The organism is Pseudomonas sp. NPDC087814 (genome assembly GCF_044742865.1).
In the GTDB taxonomy this organism is placed as follows: Bacteria; Pseudomonadota; Gammaproteobacteria; order Pseudomonadales; family Pseudomonadaceae; genus Aquipseudomonas.
On record NZ_JBIUVK010000004.1, the window covers coordinates 129,168 to 155,908 of the forward strand.

General features: G+C 61.3%; 23 protein-coding genes. 22 read left to right on the top strand and 1 reads right to left on the bottom strand.

The features are described from left to right. Positions 1 to 16: 16 nt before the first annotated feature. Positions 17 to 808 carry a phenylalanine 4-monooxygenase gene (gene phhA / locus ACIOMR_RS05290; RefSeq protein ID WP_003214615.1) on the bottom strand — a complete coding sequence of 264 codons (792 nt, stop codon included), beginning with the start codon at positions 806 to 808 and terminating at the stop codon, positions 17 to 19. A gap of 266 nt (positions 809 to 1,074) precedes the next feature. On the opposite strand from phhA, the gene ACIOMR_RS05295 reads away from it, so the two are divergent. The 22 genes from ACIOMR_RS05295 (at position 1,075) to fliI (ending at position 26,741) form a co-directional block, all read left to right on the top strand. After that, the gene (locus ACIOMR_RS05295) at positions 1,075 to 2,640 is read left to right on the top strand and encodes a sigma-54-dependent phenylalanine hydroxylase transcriptional regulator PhhR (protein ID WP_003214613.1); all 1,566 of its coding nucleotides are present in this window, start codon (positions 1,075 to 1,077) and stop codon (positions 2,638 to 2,640) included. A 307-nt stretch (positions 2,641 to 2,947) separates the two neighbouring features. Beyond that, positions 2,948 to 3,688 carry a flagellar basal body rod protein FlgF gene (locus ACIOMR_RS05300; protein ID WP_401192705.1) on the top strand — a complete coding sequence of 247 codons (741 nt, stop codon included), beginning with the start codon at positions 2,948 to 2,950 and terminating at the stop codon, positions 3,686 to 3,688. 63 nt (positions 3,689 to 3,751) lie between these two features. Further along, entirely contained in the window at positions 3,752 to 4,537 is a 786-nt protein-coding gene (flgG, locus tag ACIOMR_RS05305; protein ID WP_003214609.1) for a flagellar basal-body rod protein FlgG, read from the top strand. A gap of 53 nt (positions 4,538 to 4,590) precedes the next feature. Next, complete coding sequence (flgH, locus tag ACIOMR_RS05310; RefSeq protein ID WP_003214607.1) at positions 4,591 to 5,286, top strand: flagellar basal body L-ring protein FlgH; 696 nt, start codon at positions 4,591 to 4,593, stop codon at positions 5,284 to 5,286. A 27-nt stretch (positions 5,287 to 5,313) separates the two neighbouring features. Beyond that, entirely contained in the window at positions 5,314 to 6,402 is a 1,089-nt protein-coding gene (locus tag ACIOMR_RS05315; protein WP_032899355.1) for a flagellar basal body P-ring protein FlgI, read from the top strand. 4 nt (positions 6,403 to 6,406) lie between these two features. After that, the gene (flgJ, locus tag ACIOMR_RS05320) at positions 6,407 to 7,669 is read left to right on the top strand and encodes a flagellar assembly peptidoglycan hydrolase FlgJ (protein ID WP_102604681.1); all 1,263 of its coding nucleotides are present in this window, start codon (positions 6,407 to 6,409) and stop codon (positions 7,667 to 7,669) included. A gap of 10 nt (positions 7,670 to 7,679) precedes the next feature. Then, positions 7,680 to 9,716, top strand: a complete 2,037-nt coding sequence (flgK, locus tag ACIOMR_RS05325; RefSeq protein ID WP_401192710.1) for a flagellar hook-associated protein FlgK — start codon at positions 7,680 to 7,682, stop codon at positions 9,714 to 9,716. Positions 9,717 to 9,730: 14 nt separating this feature from the next. Then, positions 9,731 to 11,314, top strand: coding sequence for a flagellar hook-associated protein 3 (locus tag ACIOMR_RS05330; protein ID WP_003214602.1), 1,584 nt, complete (start codon positions 9,731 to 9,733; stop codon positions 11,312 to 11,314). Positions 11,315 to 11,617: 303 nt separating this feature from the next. Beyond that, positions 11,618 to 12,547 carry a ketoacyl-ACP synthase III gene (locus ACIOMR_RS05335; RefSeq protein ID WP_177067027.1) on the top strand — a complete coding sequence of 310 codons (930 nt, stop codon included), beginning with the start codon at positions 11,618 to 11,620 and terminating at the stop codon, positions 12,545 to 12,547. 266 nt (positions 12,548 to 12,813) lie between these two features. After that, on the top strand, positions 12,814 to 14,247 hold the full coding sequence (locus ACIOMR_RS05340; protein ID WP_087694338.1) for a flagellin: 1,434 nt from the start codon (positions 12,814 to 12,816) through the stop codon (positions 14,245 to 14,247). A gap of 74 nt (positions 14,248 to 14,321) precedes the next feature. Continuing rightward, on the top strand, positions 14,322 to 14,678 hold the full coding sequence (locus ACIOMR_RS05345; protein ID WP_177035126.1) for a flagellar protein FlaG: 357 nt from the start codon (positions 14,322 to 14,324) through the stop codon (positions 14,676 to 14,678). Between the two features lie 80 nt (positions 14,679 to 14,758). After that, positions 14,759 to 16,150: a flagellar filament capping protein FliD gene (gene fliD / locus ACIOMR_RS05350; protein WP_401192716.1), complete on the top strand. Its 1,392-nt coding sequence runs from the start codon at positions 14,759 to 14,761 to the stop codon at positions 16,148 to 16,150. Positions 16,151 to 16,279: 129 nt separating this feature from the next. Next, on the top strand, positions 16,280 to 16,675 hold the full coding sequence (fliS, locus tag ACIOMR_RS05355; RefSeq protein WP_003214591.1) for a flagellar export chaperone FliS: 396 nt from the start codon (positions 16,280 to 16,282) through the stop codon (positions 16,673 to 16,675). 24 nt (positions 16,676 to 16,699) lie between these two features. After that, complete coding sequence (locus tag ACIOMR_RS05360) at positions 16,700 to 16,996, top strand: hypothetical protein (protein ID WP_008434847.1); 297 nt, start codon at positions 16,700 to 16,702, stop codon at positions 16,994 to 16,996. A 171-nt stretch (positions 16,997 to 17,167) separates the two neighbouring features. Next, entirely contained in the window at positions 17,168 to 18,643 is a 1,476-nt protein-coding gene (locus tag ACIOMR_RS05365) for a sigma-54 dependent transcriptional regulator (RefSeq protein WP_003214588.1), read from the top strand. A gap of 110 nt (positions 18,644 to 18,753) precedes the next feature. Continuing rightward, positions 18,754 to 19,965, top strand: a complete 1,212-nt coding sequence (locus tag ACIOMR_RS05370) for a PAS domain-containing sensor histidine kinase (RefSeq protein WP_102604700.1) — start codon at positions 18,754 to 18,756, stop codon at positions 19,963 to 19,965. Between the two features lie 6 nt (positions 19,966 to 19,971). Then, entirely contained in the window at positions 19,972 to 21,354 is a 1,383-nt protein-coding gene (locus tag ACIOMR_RS05375; protein WP_401192721.1) for a sigma-54-dependent transcriptional regulator, read from the top strand. A 129-nt stretch (positions 21,355 to 21,483) separates the two neighbouring features. Further along, positions 21,484 to 21,816: a flagellar hook-basal body complex protein FliE gene (gene fliE / locus ACIOMR_RS05380; RefSeq protein WP_003214581.1), complete on the top strand. Its 333-nt coding sequence runs from the start codon at positions 21,484 to 21,486 to the stop codon at positions 21,814 to 21,816. A gap of 14 nt (positions 21,817 to 21,830) precedes the next feature. After that, positions 21,831 to 23,606 (top strand): flagellar basal-body MS-ring/collar protein FliF, encoded by a 1,776-nt coding sequence (fliF, locus tag ACIOMR_RS05385; RefSeq protein WP_008434839.1) that lies wholly within the window; start codon positions 21,831 to 21,833, stop codon positions 23,604 to 23,606. Further along, positions 23,599 to 24,618 (top strand): flagellar motor switch protein FliG, encoded by a 1,020-nt coding sequence (fliG, locus tag ACIOMR_RS05390; protein WP_003214577.1) that lies wholly within the window; start codon positions 23,599 to 23,601, stop codon positions 24,616 to 24,618. Before fliF ends, fliG begins: the two co-directional genes overlap by 8 nt. A 10-nt stretch (positions 24,619 to 24,628) precedes the next feature. Next, entirely contained in the window at positions 24,629 to 25,393 is a 765-nt protein-coding gene (gene fliH, locus ACIOMR_RS05395) for a flagellar assembly protein FliH (protein ID WP_008434837.1), read from the top strand. Next, a complete protein-coding gene (gene fliI / locus ACIOMR_RS05400) occupies positions 25,383 to 26,741 on the top strand; it encodes a flagellar protein export ATPase FliI (RefSeq protein ID WP_087694334.1) in 1,359 nt (452 codons plus the stop codon). The genes fliH and fliI overlap by 11 nt, the downstream gene beginning before the upstream one ends.

The following is a 26,741-nucleotide window of genomic DNA, read 5'->3' on the forward strand; positions in this document are numbered from 1 at the left end:
CCCTAAAAGCCGCAGTTCAAGCCGCTTTTGGCTTGGGCGGGAACTTCGGTGCGTGCAGCCCCAACTGCATCCCGCGTTCGACCATGCCCATGATGTCTTCCTGCGCCACTTCGAACAGGCGCTTGAGGTTGGGCAGGGCGAAGTACACGGGTTGCAGAATGTCGATGCGATACGGCGTGCGCATCGCTTCGAGCGGGTCGAAGGCTTGATGCTCGGGCACGTCCGAGAGGCAGTACACGGTCTCCTTGGGCGAAGACAGGATGCCGCCACCGTAGATGCGCCGGCCTTCGGGCGTGTCCACCAGGCCGAACTCGATGGTCATCCAGTACAGGCGCGCCAGGTACACGCGCTGTTCCTTGGTGGCGGCCAGGCCGAGCTTGCCGTAGGTGTGGGTGAATTCCGCGAACCAGGGGTTGGTCAGCAGTGGGCAATGGCCGAAGATCTCGTGAAAAATGTCCGGTTCCTGCAGGTAATCCAGCTCTTCACGGGTACGAATAAACGTCGCCACCGGAAACTGCTTGTTGGCGAGCAATTCGAAAAAAGTCTGGAAGGGGATCAGCGCCGGCACCCGGGCGACTTGCCAGCCCGTGGTCTCGGCCAGCACTTTGTTGACTTCCGCCAGCTGTGGAATGCGGTCGTGGGGCAGGCCGAGCTTGTCGATGCCGTCCAGGTATTCCTGGCAGGCGCGGCCCTCGATCACTTTCAGTTGGCGCGTGATCAGGGTGTTCCACACCGCGTGTTCTTCGGGCGGGTAGTCGATAAAACCGTTCGCGTCGGGCTCGCGGGCCACGTACTGCGTCTGCTTCATACTGCTCTCCTGCTAGGCATTCGTTCTTGTTATGTCCTGGGATGAGCCTATTGATACGCCGCCTGGGCCAGGAAGCCATCCTCCTATGCCACGCTTTTGTAGGAAAAGTTACTGAGATTCGTAAAGTTTTCGTTACGGATGAAGCGATTCGTTCTCCCTGTGGCGTATTTTGGGTGTGAATCGCCTCGCAGCTGTCACATAATCTTGACGATTATCTGCGGCCAGCGGCAAAAAGACGCAGCGACTCCACCTCTTCGGGCCTTCTCATGCGTATCAAAGTGCATTGCCAGAACCGCATCGGCATCCTGCGGGACATCCTCAACCTGCTGGTGGAGTACGGCGTGAACGTTGCCAAGGGCGAGGTCGGTGGCGAGCACGGCAACGCCATTTACCTCTATTGCCCGAACCTGGTGAACCTGCAGTTCCAGGCATTGCGCCCGCAGTTCGAGGCGATTGCCGGGGTATTTGGTGTCAAGCGGGTAGGGCTGATGCCCAGCGAGCGTCGGCATATGGAGCTCAACGCGCTGCTGGGGGCGCTGGAGTTTCCGGTGCTGTCCATCGACATGGGCGGCTCCATCGTCGCGGCCAACCGCGCGGCGGCGCAGTTGCTCGGAGTACGGGTGGATGAGGTGCCGGGCATTCCGTTGTCGCGCTACGCCGAAGATTTCGATTTGCCGGAACTGGTACGGGCCAGCAAATCGCGAATCAACGGCCTGCGGGTCAAGGTCAAGGGCGATGTATTCCTGGCCGATATTGCGCCGCTGCAATCCTCCGAGCATGACGACAGCGAAGCCATGGCCGGCGCCGTACTGACCCTGCACCGCGCCGACCGGGTGGGTGAGCGTATCTACAATGTGCGCAAGCAGGAACTGCGCGGCTTCGACAGCATTTTCCAAAGCTCCAGGGTCATGGCCGCCGTGGTGCGTGAGGCTCGGCGCATGGCGCCGTTGGATGCGCCTCTATTAATAGAAGGCGAAACCGGCACCGGCAAAGAGTTGCTGGCCCGCGCTTGTCACCTGGCCAGCCCACGCGGCCAGTCGCCGTTGATGGCGCTCAACTGCGCCGGTTTGCCCGAGTCCATGGCCGAGACCGAGTTGTTCGGCTATGGTCCCGGCGCCTTTGAAGGGGCGAGGGCGGAGGGCAAGTTGGGACTGCTGGAGCTGACGGCGGGCGGTACGTTGTTTCTCGACGGCGTCGGCGAAATGAGCGCGCGGTTGCAGGTGAAGTTGCTGCGCTTTCTGCAGGACGGCTGCTTTCGCCGTGTAGGCAGTGATGAAGAGGTGTACCTGGATGTGCGGGTGATCTGCGCGACCCAGGTGGACCTTTCCGAACTGTGCGCCCGGGGCGAATTCCGCCAGGACCTTTACCATCGTCTCAATGTGCTCTCGCTGCATATCCCGCCGCTACGCGAGTGCCTCGACGGTTTGCCGCCGCTGGTGGAGCACTTCCTGGATCAGGCCAGCCGGCAGATCGGCTGCCCGCTGCCCAAGCTCGCACCGGCGGCGATGGAACGCCTCAGCCATTACCACTGGCCGGGGAATGTGCGGCAGTTGGAGAACGTGCTGTTCCAGGCGGTTTCGCTGTGTGAGGGCGGCACCGTCAAGGCCGAGCACATTCGCCTGCCGGACTATGGCGTGCGCCAGCCGCTGGGGGATTTTTCCCTGGAAGGCGGGTTGGAGGAGATCGTCGGGCGCTTTGAAAAGGCGGTGCTGGCGCAGTTGTATGCCGAACATCCCAGCAGCCGGCTGTTGGGCAAGCGGCTGGGCGTGTCCCACACCACTATTGCCAACAAGTTGCGCGACTACGAAGTCGTCAAAGCCGAACGCGGTTAAACCTGTGGGAGCGGGCTTGCTCGCGAATGCGGTGGGTCAGTCGAATTATCCGGTGACTGACACTCCGCATTCGCGAGCAAGCCCGCTCCCACATGGGTTCTTTGTCGGTCTTGATACCTGCACTTGCCGTTAGCGGCATAAGTCCGCCGTTTTTTCGACTCTCTTCCTACTGCCCTCAGCTGCCACCTGCCGGCAAACCCCCGCCCCGCCTGGACTTTTCCTCATTTCAAAAAGTTGGTTCGCAAATTGCTTAAGCCTCATCAGTACAGCGGTGGGCGGCAAGCGTCCGTCAGAAAGAGGAAAGAGCGTGGATAAGTACCTTTACGTGGCAATGACCGGCGCCAGCCAGAATGCACTGGCGCAGAAGGCCCACGCCAACAACTTGGCGAACGTTTCCACCAATGGTTTCCAGCGTGACCTGGAACAGGCGCGCTCGATGCCGGTGTTCGGTGACAGCTTTCCGGCGCGGGCCTTTGCCTTGACCGAGCGCCCAGGCACGGACTTTTCCCCTGGCGCGATGATTGAAACCGGCCGTGACCTCGATGTGGCCGTCAGCGGTGACGGCTGGATGGCCGTGCAAAACCCGGATGGCGGCGAGTCCTACGTGCGCAGCGCCAGTATGAACGTCGATGCGCTGGGCGTGCTGCGGGCCGGCAACGGTATGCCGATCATGGGCAACGGCGGCCCGATTGCCGTGCCGCCCCAGCAGCAGATCGAAGTCGGCCAGGACGGCACCATCAGCATCCGCGCCATGGGCGAAGGCCCGCGGGTGATGGCTGAAGTGGACCGGATCAAGCTGGTGCAGCCCGACCTCAAGAACATGACCAAGGGCCTCGACGGCACCATCCACACCAAGGATGGCCAGCCGGCCCAGGCCGATGCCAACGTCAAGCTGACGTCGGGCTTCCTGCAGGCGAGCAACGTGAACGCCGTCGAAGAAATGACGGCAGTCCTGGCCCTGTCCAAGCAGTTCGAATTGCACATCAAGATGATGAACAGCGCCAAAGAAGACGACCAGGCCATGAGCCGTGTCCTGGCGATGAGCTGATAGCAGCCACACACTAATTTTTGTAGCGCGGCGCCATAAAACAGGCGCACGAAGGAGAAGAACATGCTTCCGGCTCTATACGTTGCCAAGACAGGCCTGTCCGCCCAGGACACCAACCTGACCACCATTTCCAACAACCTGGCCAACGTGTCGACCACGGGTTTCAAACGTGACCGCGCCGAGTTCCAGGACTTGCTCTATCAGATCAAGAAGCAGCCTGGCGCCCAGTCGACCCAGGACAGCGAATTGCCGTCGGGCCTGCAACTGGGTACCGGTGTGGCAATCGTTGGCACCCAGAAGAACTTCAGCGCCGGTAACCTGCAGCAGACCGGCCAACCGCTGGACCTGGCAGTCAACGGCAAGGGTTTCTTCCAGATCCTGCAGCCGGACGGCACCACCACCTACACCCGTGACGGTACGTTCCACCTGGACTCCAACGGCCAGGTCGTGACCGCCAATGGCTTCGCGCTGGAGCCGGCGATTGTCGTGCCGAACAACGCCCAGACTTTCACCGTCGGCAACGACGGCACCGTGTCGATCACCGTGGCCGGCAACCCGGCGTCCCAGGTGATCGGCAACCTGCAAACCGCCGACTTCATCAACCCGGCCGGCCTGCAGGCGATCGGTAACAACCTGTTCCTGGAAACCGCGTCCAGCGGCGCGCCGCAAATCGGCACCCCGGGCCTCAACGGTTTTGGTACCACCCTGCAAAGCACCCTGGAAACGTCCAACGTCAGCACCGTTGAAGAGATGGTCAACATGATCACCACTCAGCGCGCCTACGAGATGAACTCCAAGGTGATTTCCACCGCCGACCAGATGCTTTCGTTCGTAACGCAGAATCTGTAATCAAGTCTATGGGGCGCCCTTGAAGGCGCCTGCAACACCGTGAGGTATGGGTCATGAATCGCTATGTTTCTGTTCTGGCATTGAGTGGGATTGCTGTGCTCGCGGGCTGTGTCGCCCCGACGCCTAAGCCCAATGACCCGTACTATGCGCCGGTGTTGCCGCGCACGCCGTTGCCGGCGGCCGCCAACAATGGCTCGATCTACCAGGCCGGGTTCGAACAGAACCTGTACAGCGACCGCAAGGCCTTCCGGGTCGGTGACATCATCACCATCACGCTGAACGAGAAGACCCAGGCGAGCAAGAACGCCAACTCGCAGATCGGCAAGACCAGCAAGACCAGCATCGGCCTGACTTCGTTGTTTGGCGGTGTACCGAACACCAACAACCCGCTGGGCAGCGGTGACCTGAGCCTGGACGCCGGCTACAGCGGCGACCGCGCCACCAACGGCAAGAGTGCGGCAGGGCAGGGCAACAGCCTGACCGGCTCGATCACCGTGACCGTGGCCGACGTGCTGCCCAACGGCATCATTGCCGTACGCGGCGAGAAGTGGATGACCCTCAACACCGGTGACGAACTGGTGCGCATTGCGGGCATGGTTCGCGCCGACGATATCTCCACCGACAACACCGTGCCGTCGACACGGATTGCCGATGCACGCATCACCTACTCGGGTACGGGTTCGTTTGCTGACGCCAGTCAGCCGGGCTGGTTTGACCGTTTCTTCCTTAGCCCGCTGTTCCCTTTCTAGGTGATCACTTTGAACTTCAAACAGCTGATGGCTGCGATGTTGCTGCTGGCCCTGAGCGCAGGCGCCCAGGCCGAGCGCTTGAAAGACATCGCGAGCATTTCCGGCGTGCGGTCCAACCAGCTGATCGGCTACGGCCTGGTGGTGGGGCTTAACGGCACCGGTGACCAGACCACCCAGACCCCGTTCACCCTGCAGACCTTCAACAACATGCTCTCGCAGTTCGGCATCAAGGTGCCGCCGGGCTCGGGCAACGTGCAGTTGAAGAACGTCGCGGCGGTGTCCATCAGCGCTGACTTGCCGCCGTTCGCCAAGCCGGGGCAGGTGGTCGATATCACCGTGTCGTCCATGGGTAACTCGAAAAGCCTGCGCGGCGGCACCTTGCTGATGACGCCGCTCAAAGGTATCGACGGCAACGTCTACGCCATTGCCCAGGGCAACCTGGTGGTGGGTGGCTTTGATGCCGAAGGCCGCGACGGTTCGAAGATCACCGTCAACGTGCCGTCGGCCGGGCGGATTCCCGGTGGTGCCTCGGTGGAGCGCACCGTGCCCAGCGGCTTCAACCAGGGCAACAGCCTGACCCTGAACCTCAACCGCTCTGACTTCACCACCGCCAAGCGCGTGGTCGACAAGATCAATGAGCTGCTCGGCCCGGGCGTGGCCCAGGCCATCGATGGCGGCTCGGTTCGTGTGACGGCACCGCTGGACCCAAGCCAGCGTGTGGACTACCTGTCCCTGCTGGAAAACCTTGAGGTTGACCCGGGCCAGGCGGTGGCGAAAGTCATCATCAACTCGCGGACCGGCACCATCGTGATCGGCCAGAACGTCAAGGTTTCGCCAGCGGCCGTGACCCACGGCAGCCTGACCGTGACCATCACCGAAGACCCGATCGTCAGCCAGCCTGGCCCGTTGTCCAACGGCCAGACTGCCGTGGTCCCCCGTTCGCGGGTGAATGCCCAGCAAGAAGCCAAGCCGATGTTCAAGTTCGGCCCCGGCACCACCCTGGACGAGATTGTCCGTGCGGTGAACCAGGTGGGCGCAGCGCCCGGCGACTTGATGGCGATCCTCGAAGCATTGAAACAGGCCGGCGCCTTGCAAGCCGACCTGATCGTGATCTGACGCCATGGCCATGGACATGCGCAAGAGCGGCCTGACCAGCACGGCGGATTCGGGTTCCTATTCCGACCTCAACCGGCTTAACCAGTTGAAGGTCGGCGACAAGAACAGCGACGGCAACATGCGCAAGGTCGCGCAGGAGTTCGAGTCGCTGTTTCTCGGCGAAATGCTCAAGTCCATGCGTTCGGCCACCGAAGCCCTGGGCAAGGACAACCCGCTGAATACCCCTGCGGCCAAGCAGTACCAGGAAATGTACGACCAGCAGTTGGCGGTTTCCCTGTCTCGCGAGGGCGGTGGTATCGGCCTGGCGGACGTGCTGCTGCGCCAGATGCAGAAGAACAAGCCGGTGGACGCCCAGGCGGCCACCCTGCAAGGCCCGGCTGCGCCCGCGAAGAAGGTGGATGTACCGACTGAAATTGCCGCCGGTACCAAGGCCGATGGCCCGCTGGGCCGCAGCAATGGTCAGCGGCCATTGTGGGCATACCGCGTGGCGGTGCCTGAAGGCACCAACTCCCACGCCAACGACATGGCGCTGATGAACCAGCGACGCATCTCGTTGCCGAGCAAGCTGACGGATCGCCTGCTGGCCGGCATCGTGCCGGGTGCCGAGGCTACCACTGCCGCCAAGGCCGCGCCGCTGCGCAACAGCGCTGCCGATGATGGCGTGGTCAACAGCACCGCCCGCAGCCTTGCCGCCATACCGCCTCGCGGGCAGATGCAGGTTTACGGCCGCGCCGTAGCCCAGCCACCGCTGGCACCGGCGAAGAAAGCCTTCAGCTCGCAGGATGAATTTGTCGCCACCATGTTGCCGATGGCCAAGCAGGCCGCTGCGAGGATTGGCGTCGACCCACGCTACCTGGTGGCCCAGGCCGCCCTGGAAACCGGTTGGGGTAAATCGGTGATGCGTGCCGAGGATGGCACCAGCAGCCATAACCTGTTCGGCATCAAGGCCGGCCAGAGTTGGCAGGGCGAACAGGCCCGGGCGATCACCAGCGAGTTTCGCGATGGCGCGATGGTCAAGGAGACGGCGCAGTTCCGTTCCTACAATTCCTACCAGGACAGCTTCCATGACCTGGTCACGTTGCTGCAAAGCAATGATCGCTATAAAGAAGTTGTGAAATCAGCCGACAACCCGGAACAGTTTGTGCGCGAGTTGCAAAAAGCCGGTTATGCAACCGACCCGGATTACGCCAGCAAGATTTCGCAGATCGCAAAAACGATGAACAGCTACCAGAACTACGCTGCCGCGGGCGCTTCCACTCATTTATAAGGTCTGAATCATGAGTTTGCTCAATATCGGGATGTCGGGGCTCAATGCCGCCCAGGGATCGTTGTCGGTCTTAAGTAACAACATCGCCAACGTCAACACCCCGGGATACTCGCGTCAACAGAGCGCTCAGACCGCGAATGCGTCGAACGCCTACGGCGGCGTATTTATCGGCACCGGTACGACCCTGGCGGACGTGCGTCGGGTGTACAACCAGTTCCTCACCACGGCTTACCAGAACAGCACGGCACTCGACAGCGACGCCAACGCCTACCTGGACCAGGCCAGTGCCATCGACAAGACCTTGTCGGATTCCAACACCGGCATGTCTTCGGTGCTCAGTGCCTTCTTCGCGGCGGCGCAGACGGCTTCAGCCACTCCGGGCGACGTGTCCGCGCGCCAATTGCTGCTGACCAGCGCCCAGACCCTGAGCAACCGCTTCAACTCCATTTCCGGCCAGTTGAACCAGCAGAAACAAACGATCAACAGTCAGTTGAGCACCATGACGGATCAGGTCAACAAGCTGACGTCCTCGATCGCCTCGCTCAACAAGCAGATTGCCCAGGCCCAGGGGACTTCCAGCAGTGCGCCGGCCAACCTGCTGGACTCGCGTGACGAAGCGGTGCGCTCGCTCAACGAGCTGATCGGCGTTACGGCCACGGAAAAAAACGGACAGTACAGTATTACGACCGGTACGGGGCAGTCGCTGGTGGAAGGCGGGATATCCAATAATATCTCTGCGGTACCGAGTAGCACCGACAATAGCCAGTACACCATCCAGCTCTCGATGGGCGACTCGTCCATTGACCTTGGCAATGTGGTCACCGGCGGCAGTATCGGTGGCTTGCTGCGCTATCGCAGTGACGTGCTGATGCCGGCCATCAATGATCTGGGGCGCATCGCGATTGCCACGGCAGACACGATCAACAACCAGTTGGGCCAGGGCCTGGACCTCAACGGCGAATTCGGTTCGTCGCTGTTCACCGATATCAACAGCGCGGCGGCGATTTCCCAGCGCAGCCAAGGGGCCGCCGGCAACAGCGCGGGGTCTGGCAACCTGAATGTCACGATCAAGGACAGCAGCCAGCTGACGACCTACGACTACAAAGTCACGTTTACCAGCGGTAACCAGTACAACGTCGTCCGCTCCGACGGCAAGGCCATGGGTTCGTTCGACACCACCACCACGCCGCCGCCGGTGATTGATGGCTTTACCCTGGCGCTGGACGGCAAAGGGCCCATGGCTGCCGGTGACAGCTTCAAGGTCAGCCCCACGGCCAACGGGGCCACGGGCATCGGTGTCGATCTGAAGGACGTCAACAAGCTCGCCTTCGCGGGCCCCTTGGCGGGGAACGCAAGCAAGACCAACACCGGCACCGGTACGTTCACACCGCCTCAGCTGACTGTGCCGCTGGATATTCATGGCGGCGCTGATACCGCCCAGTTGCGCGCCGGCATCGAAAACTCCATGCCGGTAAAAATGCTCTTTGGCAAGCCGGCCGCCGACGGCACCCAGTCGTATACGGTGAGCGACGCGCAAGGCAATCCGATCGGCAGTGGCACCATCATCCCGGGCCAGGGCAACAAGATCAGCATCAACGTACCGATGCGCGATGCCTCCGGTGCGTTGATCCCGGGCAAAAGCTTCAACTTCGACACCACGGTCGGCGGCTCGCCTGCCAATGGTGACAGCACGACTTTCTCGTTCAACGCTTCGGGCACCTCCAACAACCGCAACGCCCAGCAATTGCTGGACTTGCAGACCAAGGCCACCGTGGGCGCCAGCGACGGCAGCCCGGGTGTGAGCCTGGTCAGCGCCAACGCCCGACTCGTGTCGCAGGTGGGCTCCAAAGCCAGCCAGGCCGCTACCGACTCCACCGCGACGGGTGCGCTGTTGGCAGCGAACAAGGCGGCCAGCAACTCGGTGTCCCAGGTCAACCTGGATGAAGAGGCGGGTGACATGATCAAGTTCCAGCAGTACTACACCGCGTCGTCGCAGATCATCAAGGCTGCGCAAGAAACTTTCAGCACACTGATTAATGCCCTTTAAAGGAGTCTGGGACGATGCGTATTTCTACACAGCAGTATTTCGACACCAGCGCCAGCAAGTACCAGACGAACTATTCCGGTGTGGTGAAAGCCCAGGACCAGGCGAGCAGCGGTATCCGGGTGCAGACCGCCTCCGATGACCCGGTCGCCGCCGCGCGCTTGCTGCAATTGCAGCAACAGAAAGACATGCTTGGCCAGTTCAACGGCAACATCAACACCCTGCAGAACTCGCTGACCAACGAAGAATCGGTGTTAAAGAGCATCAACACCGCCTTGCAGCGCGGTAATGAACTGGCGCTGCGTGCGGCCAACCAGTCCCTGAGCGATGACGATCGTAAATCCATCGCCAGCGAAGTGGGCGCGCTTGAGGACCAGGTGCTGGGCTTGCTCAACTCCAAGGATGCCAACGGCAACTACATGTTTTCCGGGTCGAAAACCGACACGCCGCCTTACATCCGCAATAACGACGGCACCTACACGTATCAGGGTGACGAGACGCCGCTGAGCTTGCAGATCTCGGACAATCTGTCGATGGCGGGGGGCGACACCGGTAAGTCGATGATGGAAAGTTCGACCAACACCGGTCGCACCCAGGCTACGTTGTTGCCGCCTGCGGTCAATGACGGCAAGGTCGCGGTATCGGCGGGCACGGTGACCTCCGGTGTCACCTACACCAAGAGTTTTACCGACGGCCAGCCCTACAAGCTGACCTTCAGCAGCAGCACGCAGTATTCCGTGACCGACAAGGACGGTAACGACGTTACCTCCGAGATTCCCGGCAACGGCACTTTCGACGCGACCAAAGAGGGCGCATCCAGCGTCAACCTGCGCGGCGTCAAGTTCGATATCAGCCTGACGCTCGGCGCGGACGTTGCGCCCGGCGCTGACTCCGACGCACTGGTGGCGGGCAAGGCGTTCACCCTGCAATCCAAGCCGGACACCTTCAGTGCTTCGCGTTCGCCAGGCAACGCGTCGACTGCACAAGTCACCGGTGGCCAGGTGACGGATCAGGCGGCCTACGCCAGCACCTTCCCTGATACCGGTGCGGTGATCAAATTCACCAGCGGCACCACGTATGAGGTGTATGCGCAGCCCTACAGTCCGAACAGCAAGACCATCGCGACCGGCACCATGGCTGCCGGTGCCACCTCGATCAACGCGGCCGGCGTGACGTTCGATATCAGTGGTGCGCCAGGGGCGGGCGACCAGTTTGCGGTCAGCGCCGTCAGCAACAAGAACGAAAACGCCCTGGACACGTTGAGCCAATTGCGCAAAGCCCTGGAAACGCCGGCTGACGGCAACCTGGTCGCGCAGAACAACCTCAAGGATGTGGTGGCCAAAACCATCGGCAACCTGAACAACGCCAGTTCACAGATTGACCAGGTGCGCGGCTCCATTGGTGCTCGCCAGAATGCCCTGGATCTTCAAACGGATGAAAACACCAGCTTGGGGACTGCCAATACCAACACCATGAGTTCCCTGGGCAACGTCGACATGGGCCAGGCGGCGATCAACCTGCAGCTTCAGCAAACCATGTTGCAGGCCTCTCAGTTGGCCTTTGTGAAAATCTCTCAGTTGAGCCTGTTCAACAAAATGTGATGTCCGCAGCTGCAAACCGGCGGCTCACCCTGGAAACGGGGTGGGCCGTTGTGGTTTTTGGCGTTTGTATGTCCCCGTGTTTCGCACAAAGCGCAGAAAATTGAGTGACCTGTGAGTCATAAAGCGCATCTTCACTGTATCGTGTGAAAAGGATAGGTCGTCGCCAGGTCTCTGCGAGGGCCTGCCGCCAGGGTAAAAAGGCGGTTTTCGGCGAGTTTTTTGCGGGGTCATCCCCATTATTGTCAGCACCCGGCGACGTGTCTCGCGGGGTGTTCTCCAGCTATTTAGTATTGGGAAGCCACAATGATTGGCATAAAAAGCATCGCCAGTTACGTGCCGGCAGACGGGATTGATAACTACGCCCAGGGTGCCAAATTCGCCAAGGATGAAGAATTCATCATTGGCAAGATCGGTTCGGCGTTCCTGCCGCGCAAGGATGCCGCGCAGGAAACCTCCGATCTGTGCGTCGAGGCGGTCAACGCCTTGTTTGCCAACAACCCCGATTTGAAGCGCGAGTCCATCGATGCGCTGATCGTCGTTACCCAGAACGGCGACGAAGAGGGCTTGCCTCACACCGCCGCCATCGTCCAGGACAAGCTGGGCCTGCCGACGCACGTGGCGGCCTTCGATATTTCCCTGGGCTGCTCGGGCTACGTCTACGGCATCTATGCGATGAAGGGCTTCATGGAGGCTACCGGCCTGAAGAACGGCCTGCTGGTGACCGCCGATCCGTACTCGAAGATCGTCGACCCTGAAGACCGCAACACCACCATGCTGTTCGGCGATGCCGCTACCGCCACCTGGATGGGTGAAGACGCGCCGTGGCAGTTGGGCAAGTCCAAGTTCGGCACTGACGGTTCCGGTGCGCCGCACTTGAAGGTCAGCGATGGCGTGTTCTTCATGAACGGCCGCCAGGTGTTCAACTTCGCTTTGCTCAAGGTGCCGGCGCATTTGCACGAGCTGCTCACCGAATCGGACCTCAAGGCTGACGAGATAGATGCGTTCTGCATCCACCAGGGCAGTGCGGCGATTGTCGACGCCGTGGCCCGGCGTTTCGAAGACGCGCCGGTGGACAAGTTCATCAAGGACATGGTCGAGACCGGCAATACCGTGTCCTCGAGCATTCCGCTGCTGCTGGAAAAGCACATGCTCGACTCCACCTGGAAGCGCGTCGCCATCAGTGGTTTTGGTGTGGGGCTGTCCTGGGGCTCGGCGATTTTGCACCGCCCTTGACGACTTAAAGGCGCTGCACAAAAAAACGCCCATGATCGAAAGATTATGGGCGTTTTTTATTTGGCGCCAGAAAGCCAACAATTGCTGGGGTTTGGGCTATCGTAAATGCTTGAATTAAAAGGGGTGGCACGGCGCCAGTAAAAAAAATCAAAAAAGTCCTCAAGCAACCTGCTTTCACGACGATAACTATTACGAAGGTTCTCTAGGCCACACCCGGCGGTTGCCAGGGCCGGAAGCCGCAGTACACCACCCACGAGGATTTCGTCATGGCATTAACAGTAAACACCAACCTTGCTTCGTTGACCGTTCAGAACAACCTGAACAAGGCTTCCAGCGCCCTGCAAACTTCCATGCAGCGCCTGTCCTCCGGCCTGCGTATCAACAGCGCCAAAGACGATGCGGCCGGCCTGCAAATCGCTGGTCGTCTGACCAGCCAGATCAACGGCCTGGGCGTTGCCATCAAGAACGCCGGTGACGGTAACTCCATCGCGCAAACTGCTGAAGGCGCGATGCAGCAATCCACCAACATCCTGCAGACCATGCGTTCCCTGGCTCTGTCGTCCGCTAACGGCTCCCTCAGCGCTGACGACCGTAAGTCGAACCAGGCTCAGTACGCGGCTCTGACTTCTGAATTGACCCGTATCGCTTCTACCACCACTTTCGGTGGTCGTAACCTGCTGGACGGTTCTTTCGGTACTACCGCTTTCCAAGTGGGCGCCAACGCCAACCAGACCATCAACATGAGCCTGGGCAACGTATCGGCTAACAACATTGGTTCGCAGCAGCTGCTGTCCAGTGCTCAGACTCCAGGCGCCGGCGTTGCAGGCGGCACTATCACTGTTACCGGTGGCGGCCAGACCTCTGCTGCACTGACCATTGCTGCCGGCGCCTCTGCCAAGGCTATCGCTGCTCAACTGAACGGCGCGGTCGGCGGCCTGCAGGCCTCTGCCAGCAACGAAGCCAAGTTCACTGTTCCAGCCTTCGCGGCTCCTAACCCAAGTGGCAGCTTCACTCTGGCCGTAGGCAGCGCTTCGGTTAGCTTCACCGGTATCACCAAAGCTTCTGACCTGGCTGACCAACTGAACTCCAACGCTGCCAAACTGGGCATCAGCGTTAACTTCGACCAGTCGACCGACTCCCTGTCGATCAAATCCGACTCGGGTGAGAACTTCACCTTCTCCGGTGCTGACGCTGGCGGCCAGACCATCGGCGTGCAAACCAAGGGCGGCAACGGTCAGTTCGGCACTGCCGCAACCCTGACCGCTGCAAACCTGGTTGCTACTGGCCAAGTCTCGTTGAACTCCAGCTCCAGCTACTCGCTGGCTGGCGACGGCGTTACCGGCGTGTTCGGCGCAGCGGGTGCTACTGCTGTCAACTCGGGCAAAGTCGTTGTCAGCAACACTGACGTGACCACCGCTGCCAACGCACAGAGCGCTGTTGACGTGCTGACCCAGGCACTGTCCACCATCGACTCCCAGCGTGCTGACCTCGGTGCTGTACAAAACCGTTTCGACAACACCATCGCCAACCTGCAGAGCATCTCGGACAACTCCACTTCTGCCCGTGGCGTGATCCAGGACGTTGACTTCGCCGCTGAAACCGCTCAGCTGACCAAGCAACAAACCCTGCAACAGGCTTCGACTGCGATCCTGTCCCAGGCGAACCAACTGCCATCCGCTGTACTGAAGCTGCTTCAGTAATAACGGCGCTTGGTAACTGACGGAAGGGCGCGTTTACGTGCCCTTTTGTCTTTTGTCTAATGAGGTGATTGGTCATGGACATGAGCGTCAAACTGAACCTGTCTTACCCTGCGGCAGCGCCACAGAATGCTCCAGCTCCTGTCAGTGCCGATCCGCAGAAACCCAAGGTGGACTCCGTTGCTGGCGCGAAAGATGCCCAGCAGCCGAGCCACACCGACTTGAAAAAAGCCGTCAACGACATAAACGAATTCATCCAGGCTGCCCAGCGCAAACTGGATTTTTCCATTGATGACTCCACCCACCAGGTTGTGGTTAAGGTCATCGCAACCGAGAGCGGTGAAGTCATTCGCCAGATTCCTTCGGAATTGGCCCTGAAACTCGCCCAGAGCCTTCATGACGCCAGCAGCTTGCTGTTTGACGCCAAGGTCTAAACTGGCATGAACTTTGTTGCGAAAACTGCCTAGAGTGTGATTCGTCAATAAAGCATCAGCCCCGGATTAGGAGAAAGACGATGACAGTCGTAGCAGGTCTAACGGTCAACGGCCCGGGTACGGGTATCGACGTTCAAGGTCTTGTTAAGTCATTGGTGGGTTCGCAAACCGCACCCAAGCAAGCGCAGATCGATAGCCAGACCAAAATATCCACTGCGCAACTGACCTCGATCGGCAAGATCCAGGCGGCCCTGGATGCGTTCCGGGGCGCGCTGGACAACATGACCAAGACCGTCAACTTCAGCGGCCTGAGTGCGACGGTTTCGAACGACAAGCTCGCGACGGTCACGCTGGGCCCGGGCGCTGCGGCCGGCAACTTTACGTTGAACGTTACCAATTTGGCCACGGCGTCCAAAGTCTCCACGGCAGTGATTCCTGGTGGGCCGACGGCGGTTGTCAATTCCGGGGCTTCGGCGACGGTGTTTACGGTCTCCCAATCCGGCAAGGATTACAGCGTCAGTGTGCCGCCGGGCGGGACCCTTCAGCAGGTGCGTGACTCGCTCAATACGCAGTACGGCAATTCGGGCTTGAGTGCCAACATCCTGACTGACTCCAACGGTTCCCGGTTGGTGGTCACGTCCTCGACTACCGGTAAAGGTAGTGACATCACCTTCAAGGGCTCCTCGGGCCTGGATACGGGCGCGACTGTCGTGGGCGCGGCACCGGTGAACGCCGTGTATACCCTGGACGGCAGTCCTCAAGAGTCCACGAGTAATACCCTGCCCGACGCAATCAGTGGTGTGAGCATCACCTTGACGGGGGTTTCGGCAGCTGCCGACGGCCCTAACGGCGATTCGACGATCAAGGTGTCTGCGAACGCCGCCACCCTGAAGTCGGCAGTCAAGGGTTTCACGGACACGTACACAGCGTTGGTCAAGGCTGTGAATGCCGAGACTCAGGTCACCACCAATGCCGACGGTTCCGTCACGCCAGGCGCGCTGACCGGGGACAGCTCTGTGCGTACCATGATGGCGTCGATCCGCAACGTGATGAACTCGGTGACCGGTAGCGGCACGTTTTCATCCCTGGCGCAGTTTGGCGTGACCACGGACCAGACAGCGGGCACGCTGAGCGTCAGTGATGTGGCGTTTGACAAGGCCGCCCTCACTAACGGCTCCGACATCAACAGCATCTTCACCGGCCCCAATGGGCTGTTGACGAGCCTGACGAATGCCACAGCCAACTATGCGCTGAGCAAGACCGGGGTGTTCGCCCAAAAGTCCACGACCCTGCAGGACAACCTCAAGGACCTGACCAACCAGCAGACCGCCCTGAACACGCGTTCTGATGCCCTGACGGCCTCCCTGACCCTGAAATACAACGCCATGGACTCCCTGGTTGCGCAGCTCAAGGCTCAGGGCGACAGCGTCATGACCACGCTCAACTCGCTGAACAATCCGAAGTCCACCTGATTGGCGGATGGATAAAGCCCGCCGAAGGCGCTGAGTCAAAGCGCCAGGCGGGCTAAAGTTTTGTGTAACACCGTCGACATAATAATCAGCGTCCACCCTTTTAGCTGTCGCCTGTCACGAGGTAGAAACATGAATCCCATGAGAGCCCTTCGCCAATACCAGAAGGTCAACACCCACGCCCAGATCTCCGAAGCCAGCCCGCACCGCCTGGTGCAGTTGCTGATGGAAGGCGCACTGGATCGTATGGCGCAGGCCAAGGGTGCGATGGCTCGCGGTGATATCGCGCAGAAGGGGTTGATGCTGGGCAAGGCGGTGGACATCCTCGTCGGGTTGCGTGACGGCCTGAACCCCGAGAAGACCCCGGACCCGATTGCACTGCAGCAGTTGGATAACCTGTATGCCTTCATGACCATGCGCCTGCTGGAAGCCAACCGTCAGAATGACGCTGCGATGATCGATGAGGTCGCAGGCCTGATGATTACGCTCAAGGAAGGCTGGGACGGTATTGCCACAGAGGTACAGTAGGCCGTAAGGCCTGAGGACGATGTCATGAGCCAAGCATTGCAAAAAATCGACGAGACCCGTGAGGCGCTGTCCGAGGCGTTGGCTGAACGCAACTGGGGGGCGATCGGCGAACTGGATTTGGGCTGCCGCGCGTTGATCGATGCTGCGCTCAACGAGGATTCGGCGGATGAGGCAGCCATTCGGGCAAAACTGGAAGACTTGCTTTCGGTCTACCAGCAGTTGCTTGAGGCGACGACAGGGGAGCGACAGGCTATTTTCGAAGAGATGTCGCAGTTCAACCGAGCTAAACACGCGTCAAAGGTTTACCATATGTTCGGCTGAAGGCTCAGTTAATCCGAACACCGCGCGTCATAAATTTGACTGTGCACGATTTTTTGACTTAACTAGTGCTATTTTCAGACGTCAGAAAGCCGTAGCGCAGAAAATGCCTACAGCAATCTAGATTGCCCCAACTCGAGGGCATTAGAGTTTTACTAGGGAAGTTGCTATTGCATGTGGCGTGAAACCAAAATTCTGCTGATCGATGACGATAGCGTTCGGCGCCGCGATCTGGCGGTGATCCTGAATTTTCTTGGCGAAGAAAATCTACCCTGCGGCAGCCACGACTGGCAGCAGGCGGTCAGCTCTTTGTCGTCGAGCCGCGAAGTCATTTGTGTGCTGATCGGGACGGTAAACGCTCCTGGTGCAGTTCTGGGCTTGTTAAAGACACTGTCGACCTGGGATGAGTTCCTTCCTGTTTTGCTGATGGGCGATATTTCTTCCGTGGACCTTCCGGAAGACCAGCGCCGCCGCGTGCTTTCCACCCTTGAAATGCCCCCCAGCTACAGCAAATTGCTCGACTCCCTGCACCGTGCCCAGGTCTACCGCGAGATGTACGACCAGGCCCGCGAGCGCGGCCGTCACCGCGAACCCAACCTGTTCCGCAGCCTCGTCGGCACCAGTCGTGCGATCCAGCACGTGCGCCAGATGATGCAGCAAGTAGCCGACACCGACGCCAGTGTGCTGATCCTTGGCGAGTCGGGCACCGGCAAGGAAGTGGTCGCACGCAACCTGCACTACCATTCCAAGCGTCGTGACGGGCCGTTCGTGCCGGTCAACTGCGGGGCGATCCCGGCAGAGCTGCTGGAAAGCGAACTGTTCGGCCACGAGAAGGGCGCCTTTACCGGGGCGATCACCAGCCGTGCCGGGCGTTTTGAACTGGCCAACGGCGGCACCCTGTTCCTCGACGAAATCGGCGACATGCCGCTGCCGATGCAGGTCAAGCTGCTGCGGGTATTGCAGGAGCGCACCTTCGAGCGCGTGGGCAGCAACAAGACCCAGAGCGTCGACGTACGCATCATCGCGGCCACCCACAAGAACCTCGAAAGCATGATCGAGGTCGGCAGCTTCCGCGAAGACCTGTACTACCGCCTCAACGTATTCCCGATCGAAATGGCGCCCCTGCGCGAGCGCGTCGAAGACATCCCGTTGCTGATGAACGAGCTGATCTCGCGCATGGAACACGAAAAGCGTGGTTCGATTCGCTTCAACTCGGCGGCGATCATGTCACTGTGTCGCCACGGCTGGCCGGGCAACGTCCGCGAGTTGGCCAACCTGGTGGAGCGCATGGCGATCATGCACCCGTACGGGGTGATCGGCGTGGTCGAGCTGCCGAAGAAATTCCGCTACGTCGACGACGAAGACGAGCAATTGGTGGACAGCCTGCGCAGCGACCTGGAAGAGCGCGTGGCCATCAACGGCCACACGCCGGACTTCGGCTCCACCGCCATGCTGCCGCCGGAAGGCCTGGACTTGAAGGACTACCTCGGCAGCCTCGAACAAGGCCTGATCCAGCAGGCACTCGACGACGCCAACGGTATCGTCGCCCGTGCCGCCGAGCGCCTGCGCATCCGGCGTACCACCCTGGTGGAGAAGATGCGCAAGTACGGCATGAGTCGCAAGGAAGGTGATGAACAGGCGGATGATTGACGCCTGTTTTTCAACTGACTGAAAACTAAGCCTATTTTTTTAGGCACGGGTATTGCTACAGCACTCGCAACGTTCCGTTTAACTGACGGTCAGCCAAGCGAGAGAGCATGATGCCCCACGCCGCCCAACTATCTTCGGTCCCTGACACTCAGGGGCCGGCCCCCTCCGTAGAGCAGATCAGCCGTCTGGGGCTTGAACAGGCTTTTTCCCTGTTCAACCAGATGTCGAGCCAGTTGACTGACTCCTACAGCCTGCTGGAAGCCCGGGTTTCCGAGCTTAAAGGCGAGTTGGCCGTGGTCAGTGCCCAGCGCATGGAAGAGCTGGCCGAGAAAGAGCGACTGGCCAACCGTCTGCAAAACCTCCTCGACCTGTTGCCCGGTGGCGTGATCGTCATCGACGAGCAGGGCCGTGTGCGCGAAGCCAACCCGGCGGCCTGCAACATGCTTGGCCTGCCGCTGGAGGGCGAGCTGTGGCGCGAGGTCATCACCCGCTGCTTTGCCCCCCGGGAAGACGACGGCCACGAAATTTCCCTCAAGGATGGACGCCGCCTGTCCATCGCCACGCGTTCCCTGGATGCCGAGCCTGGCCAGTTGGTGTTGCTCAACGACCTGACTGAAACCCGGCACCTGCAAGACCAGTTGGCCCGCCATGAGCGCCTGTCGTCTTTGGGGCGAATGGTCGCTTCCCTGGCCCACCAGATTCGTACGCCATTGTCGGCCGCGCTGATTTACGCCAGTCATTTGACTGATGAGCAATTGCCCGCCGCCACCCACCAGCGTTTTGCCGGCCGCCTCAAGGAGCGCCTGCACGAACTGGAGCATCAGGTGCGCGACATGCTGGTGTTTGCCCGCGGCGAATTGCCGCTGACCGACCGCGTCACCCCGGCCGCCTTGATGCAGTCCCTGCAAGCGGCGGCCGCCACTCATATCCAGGAAGCGTCAGTCCGTTGGCAGTGCGACAGCCATTACGGCGAGTTGCTGTGCAACCGCGACACCCTGGTGGGCGCGCTGCTCAACCTGATCGAAAACGCGACCCAGGCCAGCGGCCCCGGGGCGCGGCTCAAGGTGCACCTGTACAACCGTGGCGAGACCCTGCGCCTGAGCATCAGCGACAGCGGCAGCGGGATTGACCCGGCAGTGCTGCAGCGCCTCGGCGAGCCTTTTTTTACCACCAAGACCAACGGGACCGGCCTGGGCCTGACCGTGGTCAAGGCAGTCGCCCGTGCACATCAGGGAGAATTGCAGCTGCATTCCCGGTTGGGTCGTGGCACGTGCGCGTTGATCACGCTGCCGCTGTTTTCATGCGCCGTCAGCGCGGAGTAAAAGGTCATGGCTATCAAGATTTTATTGGTTGAAGACGATCGCGCCCTGCGTGAAGCATTGGCTGACACGCTGTTGCTGGCGGGCCATGACTATCGGGCGGTCGGTTCTGCCGAAGAAGCCCTGGACGCGGTGGAGCAGGAGTCCTTCAGCCTGGTGGTCAGCGACGTCAACATGCCGGGCATTGACGGACACCAGTTGCTCGGCCTGTTGCGTGCGCGCCAGCCGCAACTGCCGGTGCTGCTGATGACCGCCCACGGCGCCGTGGAGCGTGCCGTCGACGCCATGCGTCAGGGCGCTGCGGATTACCTGGTGAAACCCTTCGAACCCAAAGCCTTGATCGAACTGGTCGCCCGGCATGCCCTCGGCACCCTGGGCGCTGCAGAGGGTGAAGGCCCGATTGCCTTCGAACCGGCCAGTGCGCAATTGCTGGAGCTGGCGGCCCGTGTCGCCCGCAGCGACTCCACCGTATTGATCTCCGGCGAGTCCGGTACCGGCAAGGAAGTGCTGGCGCGCTACATCCACCAGCAGTCCCATCGTGCCAGCCAGCCGTTCATTGCGATCAACTGCGCGGCCATTCCCGACAACATGCTCGAAGCCACCTTGTTCGGCCATGAGAAGGGCTCGTTCACCGGCGCCATCGCGGCGCAGGCCGGCAAGTTCGAACAGGCTGACGGCGGCACCATCCTGCTCGACGAAATCTCCGAAATGCCCCTGGGCCTGCAAGCCAAGTTGCTGCGGGTATTGCAGGAGCGCGAAGTGGAGCGGGTGGGCGCACGCAAGCCGATCCAGCTGGACATCCGTGTGGTCGCCACCACCAACCGCGACCTGGCGGGCGAAGTGGCGGCGGGGCGCTTCCGCGAGGACCTGTTCTACCGGCTCTCGGTGTTCCCGTTGGCCTGGCGCCCGTTGCGCGAGCGCCCGGCCGACATCATCCCGCTGGCCGAGCGCCTGCTGGGCAAGCACGTCAATAAAATGAAGCATGCCCAGGCGCGCCTGTCGGCCGAGGCCCAGGCCTGTCTGATCAGTTACCCGTGGCCCGGCAACGTGCGGGAACTGGACAATGCGATCCAGCGTGCGTTGATTTTGCAGCAGGGCGGCCTGATCCAGCCCCAGGATTTCTGCCTGGCCATGGGCGCGGGCGCAGCCCCGCAGCCGAGCCTGGCTGCCGCGCCACAGGTCGAAGCCGTGCCTGCCGAATCCGCCGGCGCCCTGGGCGACGACCTGCGCCGCCGCGAATTCCAGATGATCATCGACACCCTGCGCTCCGAGCGCGGGCGCCGCAAAGAAGCCGCCGAGCGCCTGGGCATCAGCCCGCGCACCCTGCGCTACAAGCTGGCGCAGATGCGTGACGCCGGGATGGACGTGGAAGCCTACCTCTACGCCACCTGAAAATTCTCAAAGCCGACAGGGCCAGTCGCCTTTTCTTACAGAATGCCACGGAGCTGGCACCCTTGTTGCTACCACCCCTGTAATCGCTGTGTAGTGTCAAAAAATTGCGGGTCGTCGGAGAGAAAGTTCATGAGCCAAGGTGTTGAGTTCAATCGGTTGATGTTGGATATGCGGTCCATGCAAATGGATGCCATGGCTCAACCGAAATCCGCCGCGCAAGCCGTACCGGAATTGGGCCAGAGCAGCTTTGCCGACATGCTCGGCCAGGCCATCAACAAAGTCAGCGACACCCAGCAGGCATCCAATCAGTTGGCGACCGCCTTCGAGATCGGCAAGAGCGGCGTGGACCTCACCGACGTGATGGTCGCCTCGCAAAAAGCCAGCGTTTCATTCCAGGCCTTGACCCAGGTGCGCAACAAACTGGTTCAAGCCTATCAAGACATCATGCAGATGCCGGTTTAAGGACGATTTGAGTCATGGCAGAAGCACTCGTGGATAACGCACCCGCCAAGGCAGACGGCAAGCCGCCGCTGTTTGGCCTGTCGTTCCTGGAAAACCTCTCCGAGATGACCATGTTGCGTCAGGTAGGCCTGATGGTCGGCCTGGCTGCCAGCGTGGCGATTGGTTTTGCCGTGGTGCTGTGGTCCCAGCAACCGGATTACCGTCCGTTGTACGGCAGCCTGGCCGGCATGGATTCCAAGCAGATCATGGAAACCCTGGCGGCGGCAGACATCAGCTACACCGTCGAACCGAATTCCGGCGCACTGTTGGTCAAGGCCGACGATGTGGCCCGTGCGCGGATGAAACTGGCGGCTGCCGGCGTAACCCCGTCCGACGCGAATATCGGCTTTGAAATCCTCGACAAGGACCAGGGCCTGGGGACCAGCCAGTTCATGGAAGCCACCCGCTACCGTCGCGGCCTGGAAGGCGAACTGGCGCGCACCATCTCTGCCCTGAACAACGTCAAGGGCGCCCGCGTGCACCTGGCGATTCCGAAAAGCTCGGTATTTGTGCGCGATGAACGCAAGCCCAGCGCCTCGGTCCTGGTCGAACTCTTTGCCGGCCGCTCCCTTGAGCCTGGTCAGGTATTGGCGATCATCAACCTGGTGGCCACCAGCGTTCCTGAATTGAGCAAGTCGCAGATCACCGTAGTCGACCAGAAGGGCAACCTGCTGTCGGACCTCGCGGAAAACTCTTCGCTGACCATGGCCGGCAAGCAGTTCGACTACAGCCGTCGCATGGAAAGCATGCTGACCCAGCGGGTGCACAACATCCTGCAACCGGTGTTGGGCAATGATCGCTACAAGGCTGAAGTGTCGGCCGACGTCGACTTCAGCGCCGTCGAATCGACCTCCGAGCAGTTCAACCCGGACCAGCCGGCCCTGCGCAGCGAGCAATCGACCACCGAACAACGTACCGCCAGCAATGGCCCGCAAGGCGTGCCGGGTGCCCTGAGCAACCAGCCGCCCACCCCGGCCACTGCCCCGCAAACCACCGGTGGCGCTGCCGCTACCGCAGGCGCGGTGCAGCCTGGCCAGCCGCTGCTGGACGCCAACGGCCAGCAGATCATGGACCCGGCCACTGGCCAGCCCATGCTCGCGCCGTACCCGGCCGACAAGCGCAACCAGTCCACCAAGAACTTCGAGCTTGATCGTTCCATCAGCCACACCAAGCAGCAACAGGGTCGGATCAATCGCCTGTCGGTGTCGGTGGTGGTGGATGACCAGGTCAAGGTCAATGCCGCAGACGGCGCCATTACCCGCGCCCCATGGAGCGCCGATGAATTGGCGCGCTTCACTCGCCTGGTACAGGATGCGGTGGGCTTCGATGCCAGCCGTGGCGACAGCGTCAGCGTGATCAACATGCCGTTCTCCGCCGAGCGTGGCGAAGTCATCGCCGAGGCAGCGTTCTATACTCAGCCGTGGTTCTGGGACATCGTCAAGCAAGTGCTGGGGGTGTTGTTCATCCTGTTGCTGGTGTTCGGCGTACTGCGCCCGGTGCTCAACAACATCACCGGCCACGGCAAGAAGCAACTGGCCCTGGCCGGCGGCGACGTCGAACTGGGTGGCATGGGCGGCCTCGATGGCGAACTGGCCAACGACCGCGTGAGCCTCGGTGGCCCGCAAAGCATTCTGTTGCCGAGCCCGAGCGAGGGTTATGACGCTCAGTTGAACGCAATCAAGAGCCTGGTGGCCGAAGACCCGGGTCGTGTGGCCCAGGTCGTGAAAGAGTGGATTAACGCAGATGAGTGATAGCCGAGCTGCAGTAGCCAAACTCTCCCGGGTCGACAAAGCCGCCGTGCTGTTGCTGTCCCTCGGAGAAACCGACGCCGCCCAAGTGCTGCGCCACATGGGGCCCAAAGAGGTTCAGCGTGTCGGCGTGGCCATGGCGCAAATGCGCAATGTGCACCGCGAGCAAGTCGAGCAGGTGATGAGCGAGTTCGTCGAGATCGTCGGCGACCAGACCAGCCTGGGCGTCGGCTCCGACAGCTACATTCGCAAGATGCTCACCTCGGCCCTGGGCGAAGACAAGGCCAACGGCCTGATCGATCGCATCCTGCTGGGTGGCAACACCAGCGGCCTCGACAGCCTCAAATGGATGGAGCCGCGGGCCGTGGCCGACGTGATCCGCTACGAACACCCGCAAATCCAGGCGATCGTGGTGGCGTATCTCGACCCCGACCAGGCCGGTGAAGTGCTCGGCCACTTCGACCATAAGGTGCGCCTGGATATCATCCTGCGCGTCTCGTCGTTGAACACCGTGCAGCCAGCGGCCCTGAAAGAACTGAACACGATTCTCGAGAAGCAGTTCTCGGGCAATTCCAACGCTTCGCGCACCACCCTGGGCGGCATCAAGCGTGCGGCCGACATCATGAACTTCCTCGACAGCTCGGTGGAAGGCCAGTTGATGGACTCGATCCGCGAGATCGACGACAGCCTGTCGGTGCAGATCGAAGACCTCATGTTCGTGTTCAACAACCTCTCCGACGTCGACGACCGTGGCATCCAGGCGTTGCTGCGGGAAGTGTCCTCCGACGTGCTGGTGCTGGCGCTCAAGGGCTCGGACGAAGGCGTCAAGGAAAAGATCTTCAAGAACATGTCCAAGCGGGCTTCCGAACTGTTGCGCGACGACCTCGAGGCCAAGGGCCCGGTGCGCGTCAGCGACGTGGAAACTGCACAGAAGGAAATCCTCACCATTGCCCGCCGTATGGCCGAAGCCGGAGAAATCGTTCTCGGTGGGAAGGGCGGCGAAGAAATGATTTAAGGCGCCGCGCATGTCGAACAAAGATGAGACGCCCAGCGATCTGATTCGCGCACGGGACGTCGGAGGGTTCGACGTCTGGTCGCTGCCCAGTTTCGACCCGCATCGCCCGGAGCCTGAGCCGGAGCCGGTAGAAGAACCCCCGGCCGAGATGGAAGAAGTGCCGCTGGAGGAAGTCCAGCCACTGACCCTGGAAGAGCTCGAAAGCATTCGCCAGGAAGCCTACAACGAAGGTTTCTCCACCGGCGAGAAGGACGGTTTTCGCAGCACCACCCTCAAGGTCCGCCAGGAAGCCGAGGCCGCGCTGAGCGTCAAGCTGGCCAGCCTGGAAACCCTGATGGGCAGCCTGTTCGAGCCCATCGCCGAGCAGGACTCGCAGATTGAAAAAGCCATGGTCGGGCTGGTGGAGCACATCACCCGCCAGGTGATTCAGCGCGAATTGGCCCTGGACTCCACGCAAATCGAAAGCGTGATGCGCGAAGCCCTCAAGCTGCTGCCCCTGGGCGTCGGCAACGTGCGGCTGTACATCAACCCGCAGGATTTCGAACAGGTCAAAGCCCTGCGCGAGCGCCATGAAGAAACCTGGCGCATCGTCGAAGACGCCGCGCTGCTGCCCGGTGGTTGCCGGGTCGAGACCGAGCACAGCCGCATCGATGCCACGGTGGAGACGCGCATCACGCAGATCATGGCCAAGCTGTTCGATCAGTTGCACGAGCAGGCGCTGCACCCGGCAGAGCCGGACTTGAGCGTCGAGCTGGACACCCCCGATGCGCCTTGATCGCACCAGCTTCGCCAAGCGCCTGGGTGGCTATGCCGAAGTCACCGAGTTGCCCGGCCAGCCGATCCTGGAGGGCCGGCTGCTGCGCATGGTCGGCCTGACCCTGGAAGCCGAAGGCCTGCGCGCCGCCATGGGCAGCCGCTGCATGGTGATCAACGACGACAGCTACCACCCGGTGCAGGTCGAAGCCGAAGTGATGGGGTTCTCCGGCAGCAAAGTATTCCTGATGCCCGTCGGCAGCGTTGCCGGCATTGCCCCCGGCGCTCGCGTGGTGCCGCTGGCCGACACCGGCCGCCTGCCGATGGGCATGAGCATGCTCGGCCGCGTGCTGGATGGCGCCGGGCGCGCCCTCGACGGCAAGGGTGGGATGAAGGCCGAAGACTGGGTGCCGATGGACGGCCCGACCATCAACCCGCTCAAACGCAACCCCATCAGCGTGCCGCTGGACGTGGGCATTCGCAGCATCAACGGTTTATTGACGGTGGGCCGCGGCCAGCGCCTGGGCCTGTTTGCCGGTACCGGCGTGGGTAAGTCGGTGTTGCTGGGGATGATGACGCGCTTTACCGAGGCCGACATCATCGTGGTCGGGCTGATCGGCGAGCGGGGCCGCGAGGTGAAGGAATTCATCGAGCACAGCCTCGGCGAAGAAGGCCTCAAGCGTTCGGTCGTGGTGGCCTCACCGGCGGATGACGCGCCGCTGATGCGCCTGCGCGCCGCGATGTACTGCACACGCATCGCCGAATATTTTCGCGACAAGGGCAAGAACGTCCTGCTGCTGATGGACTCCCTGACCCGTTTCGCCCAGGCCCAGCGGGAAATCGCCCTGGCCATCGGCGAGCCGCCGGCCACCAAGGGCTATCCGCCGTCAGTGTTCGCCAAGCTGCCCAAGCTGGTGGAGCGTGCCGGTAACGCCGAAGCCGGTGGTGGTTCGATCACTGCGTTCTACACCGTACTCTCCGAGGGCGATGACCAGCAGGACCCGATTGCCGACTCGGCGCGGGGCGTGCTCGACGGGCACATCGTGCTGTCCAGGCGCCTGGCCGAAGAAGGGCACTACCCGGCCATCGACATCGAAGCCTCCATCAGCCGGGTGATGCCGTCGGTGGTCACCCCGGAGCACATGATGCGCGCGCAGCAGTTCAAGCAACTGTGGTCGCGTTATCAACAGAGCCGCGACCTGATCAGCGTCGGCGCCTATGTGGCCGGCGGCGATCGCGAGACCGACCTGGCGATTGCCCTGCAACCGCAACTGGTGACGTACCTGCGCCAGGGCCTCAACGACAAGATCAGCATGGGTGAAAGCGAGGCACACCTGGGCACCATCTTCGCGCCGGCGCCGGGCGGATAA

Bases quoted from the DNA above. Each gene is read 5' to 3' on its own strand.
- phhA (WP_003214615.1), bottom strand. From the start codon at position 808: ATGAAGCAGACGCAGTACGTGGCCCGCGAGCCCGACGCGAACGGTTTT.
- fliD (WP_401192716.1), top strand. From the start codon at position 14,759: ATGACAGTCGTAGCAGGTCTAACGGTCAACGGCCCGGGTACGGGTATC.
- ACIOMR_RS05345 (WP_177035126.1), top strand. From the start codon at position 14,322: ATGGACATGAGCGTCAAACTGAACCTGTCTTACCCTGCGGCAGCGCCA.
- fliE (WP_003214581.1), top strand. From the start codon at position 21,484: ATGAGCCAAGGTGTTGAGTTCAATCGGTTGATGTTGGATATGCGGTCC.
- fliI (WP_087694334.1), top strand. From the start codon at position 25,383: ATGCGCCTTGATCGCACCAGCTTCGCCAAGCGCCTGGGTGGCTATGCC.
- flgJ (WP_102604681.1), top strand. From the start codon at position 6,407: ATGGCCATGGACATGCGCAAGAGCGGCCTGACCAGCACGGCGGATTCG.
- fliF (WP_008434839.1), top strand. From the start codon at position 21,831: ATGGCAGAAGCACTCGTGGATAACGCACCCGCCAAGGCAGACGGCAAG.
- fliG (WP_003214577.1), top strand. From the start codon at position 23,599: ATGAGTGATAGCCGAGCTGCAGTAGCCAAACTCTCCCGGGTCGACAAA.
- flgG (WP_003214609.1), top strand. From the start codon at position 3,752: ATGCTTCCGGCTCTATACGTTGCCAAGACAGGCCTGTCCGCCCAGGAC.
- flgK (WP_401192710.1), top strand. From the start codon at position 7,680: ATGAGTTTGCTCAATATCGGGATGTCGGGGCTCAATGCCGCCCAGGGA.
- ACIOMR_RS05360 (WP_008434847.1), top strand. From the start codon at position 16,700: ATGAGCCAAGCATTGCAAAAAATCGACGAGACCCGTGAGGCGCTGTCC.
- fliS (WP_003214591.1), top strand. From the start codon at position 16,280: ATGAATCCCATGAGAGCCCTTCGCCAATACCAGAAGGTCAACACCCAC.
- flgH (WP_003214607.1), top strand. From the start codon at position 4,591: ATGAATCGCTATGTTTCTGTTCTGGCATTGAGTGGGATTGCTGTGCTC.
- ACIOMR_RS05375 (WP_401192721.1), top strand. From the start codon at position 19,972: ATGGCTATCAAGATTTTATTGGTTGAAGACGATCGCGCCCTGCGTGAA.
- ACIOMR_RS05365 (WP_003214588.1), top strand. From the start codon at position 17,168: ATGTGGCGTGAAACCAAAATTCTGCTGATCGATGACGATAGCGTTCGG.
- ACIOMR_RS05295 (WP_003214613.1), top strand. From the start codon at position 1,075: ATGCGTATCAAAGTGCATTGCCAGAACCGCATCGGCATCCTGCGGGAC.
- ACIOMR_RS05315 (WP_032899355.1), top strand. From the start codon at position 5,314: ATGGCTGCGATGTTGCTGCTGGCCCTGAGCGCAGGCGCCCAGGCCGAG.
- ACIOMR_RS05335 (WP_177067027.1), top strand. From the start codon at position 11,618: ATGATTGGCATAAAAAGCATCGCCAGTTACGTGCCGGCAGACGGGATT.
- ACIOMR_RS05340 (WP_087694338.1), top strand. From the start codon at position 12,814: ATGGCATTAACAGTAAACACCAACCTTGCTTCGTTGACCGTTCAGAAC.
- ACIOMR_RS05370 (WP_102604700.1), top strand. From the start codon at position 18,754: ATGCCCCACGCCGCCCAACTATCTTCGGTCCCTGACACTCAGGGGCCG.
- ACIOMR_RS05330 (WP_003214602.1), top strand. From the start codon at position 9,731: ATGCGTATTTCTACACAGCAGTATTTCGACACCAGCGCCAGCAAGTAC.
- fliH (WP_008434837.1), top strand. From the start codon at position 24,629: ATGTCGAACAAAGATGAGACGCCCAGCGATCTGATTCGCGCACGGGAC.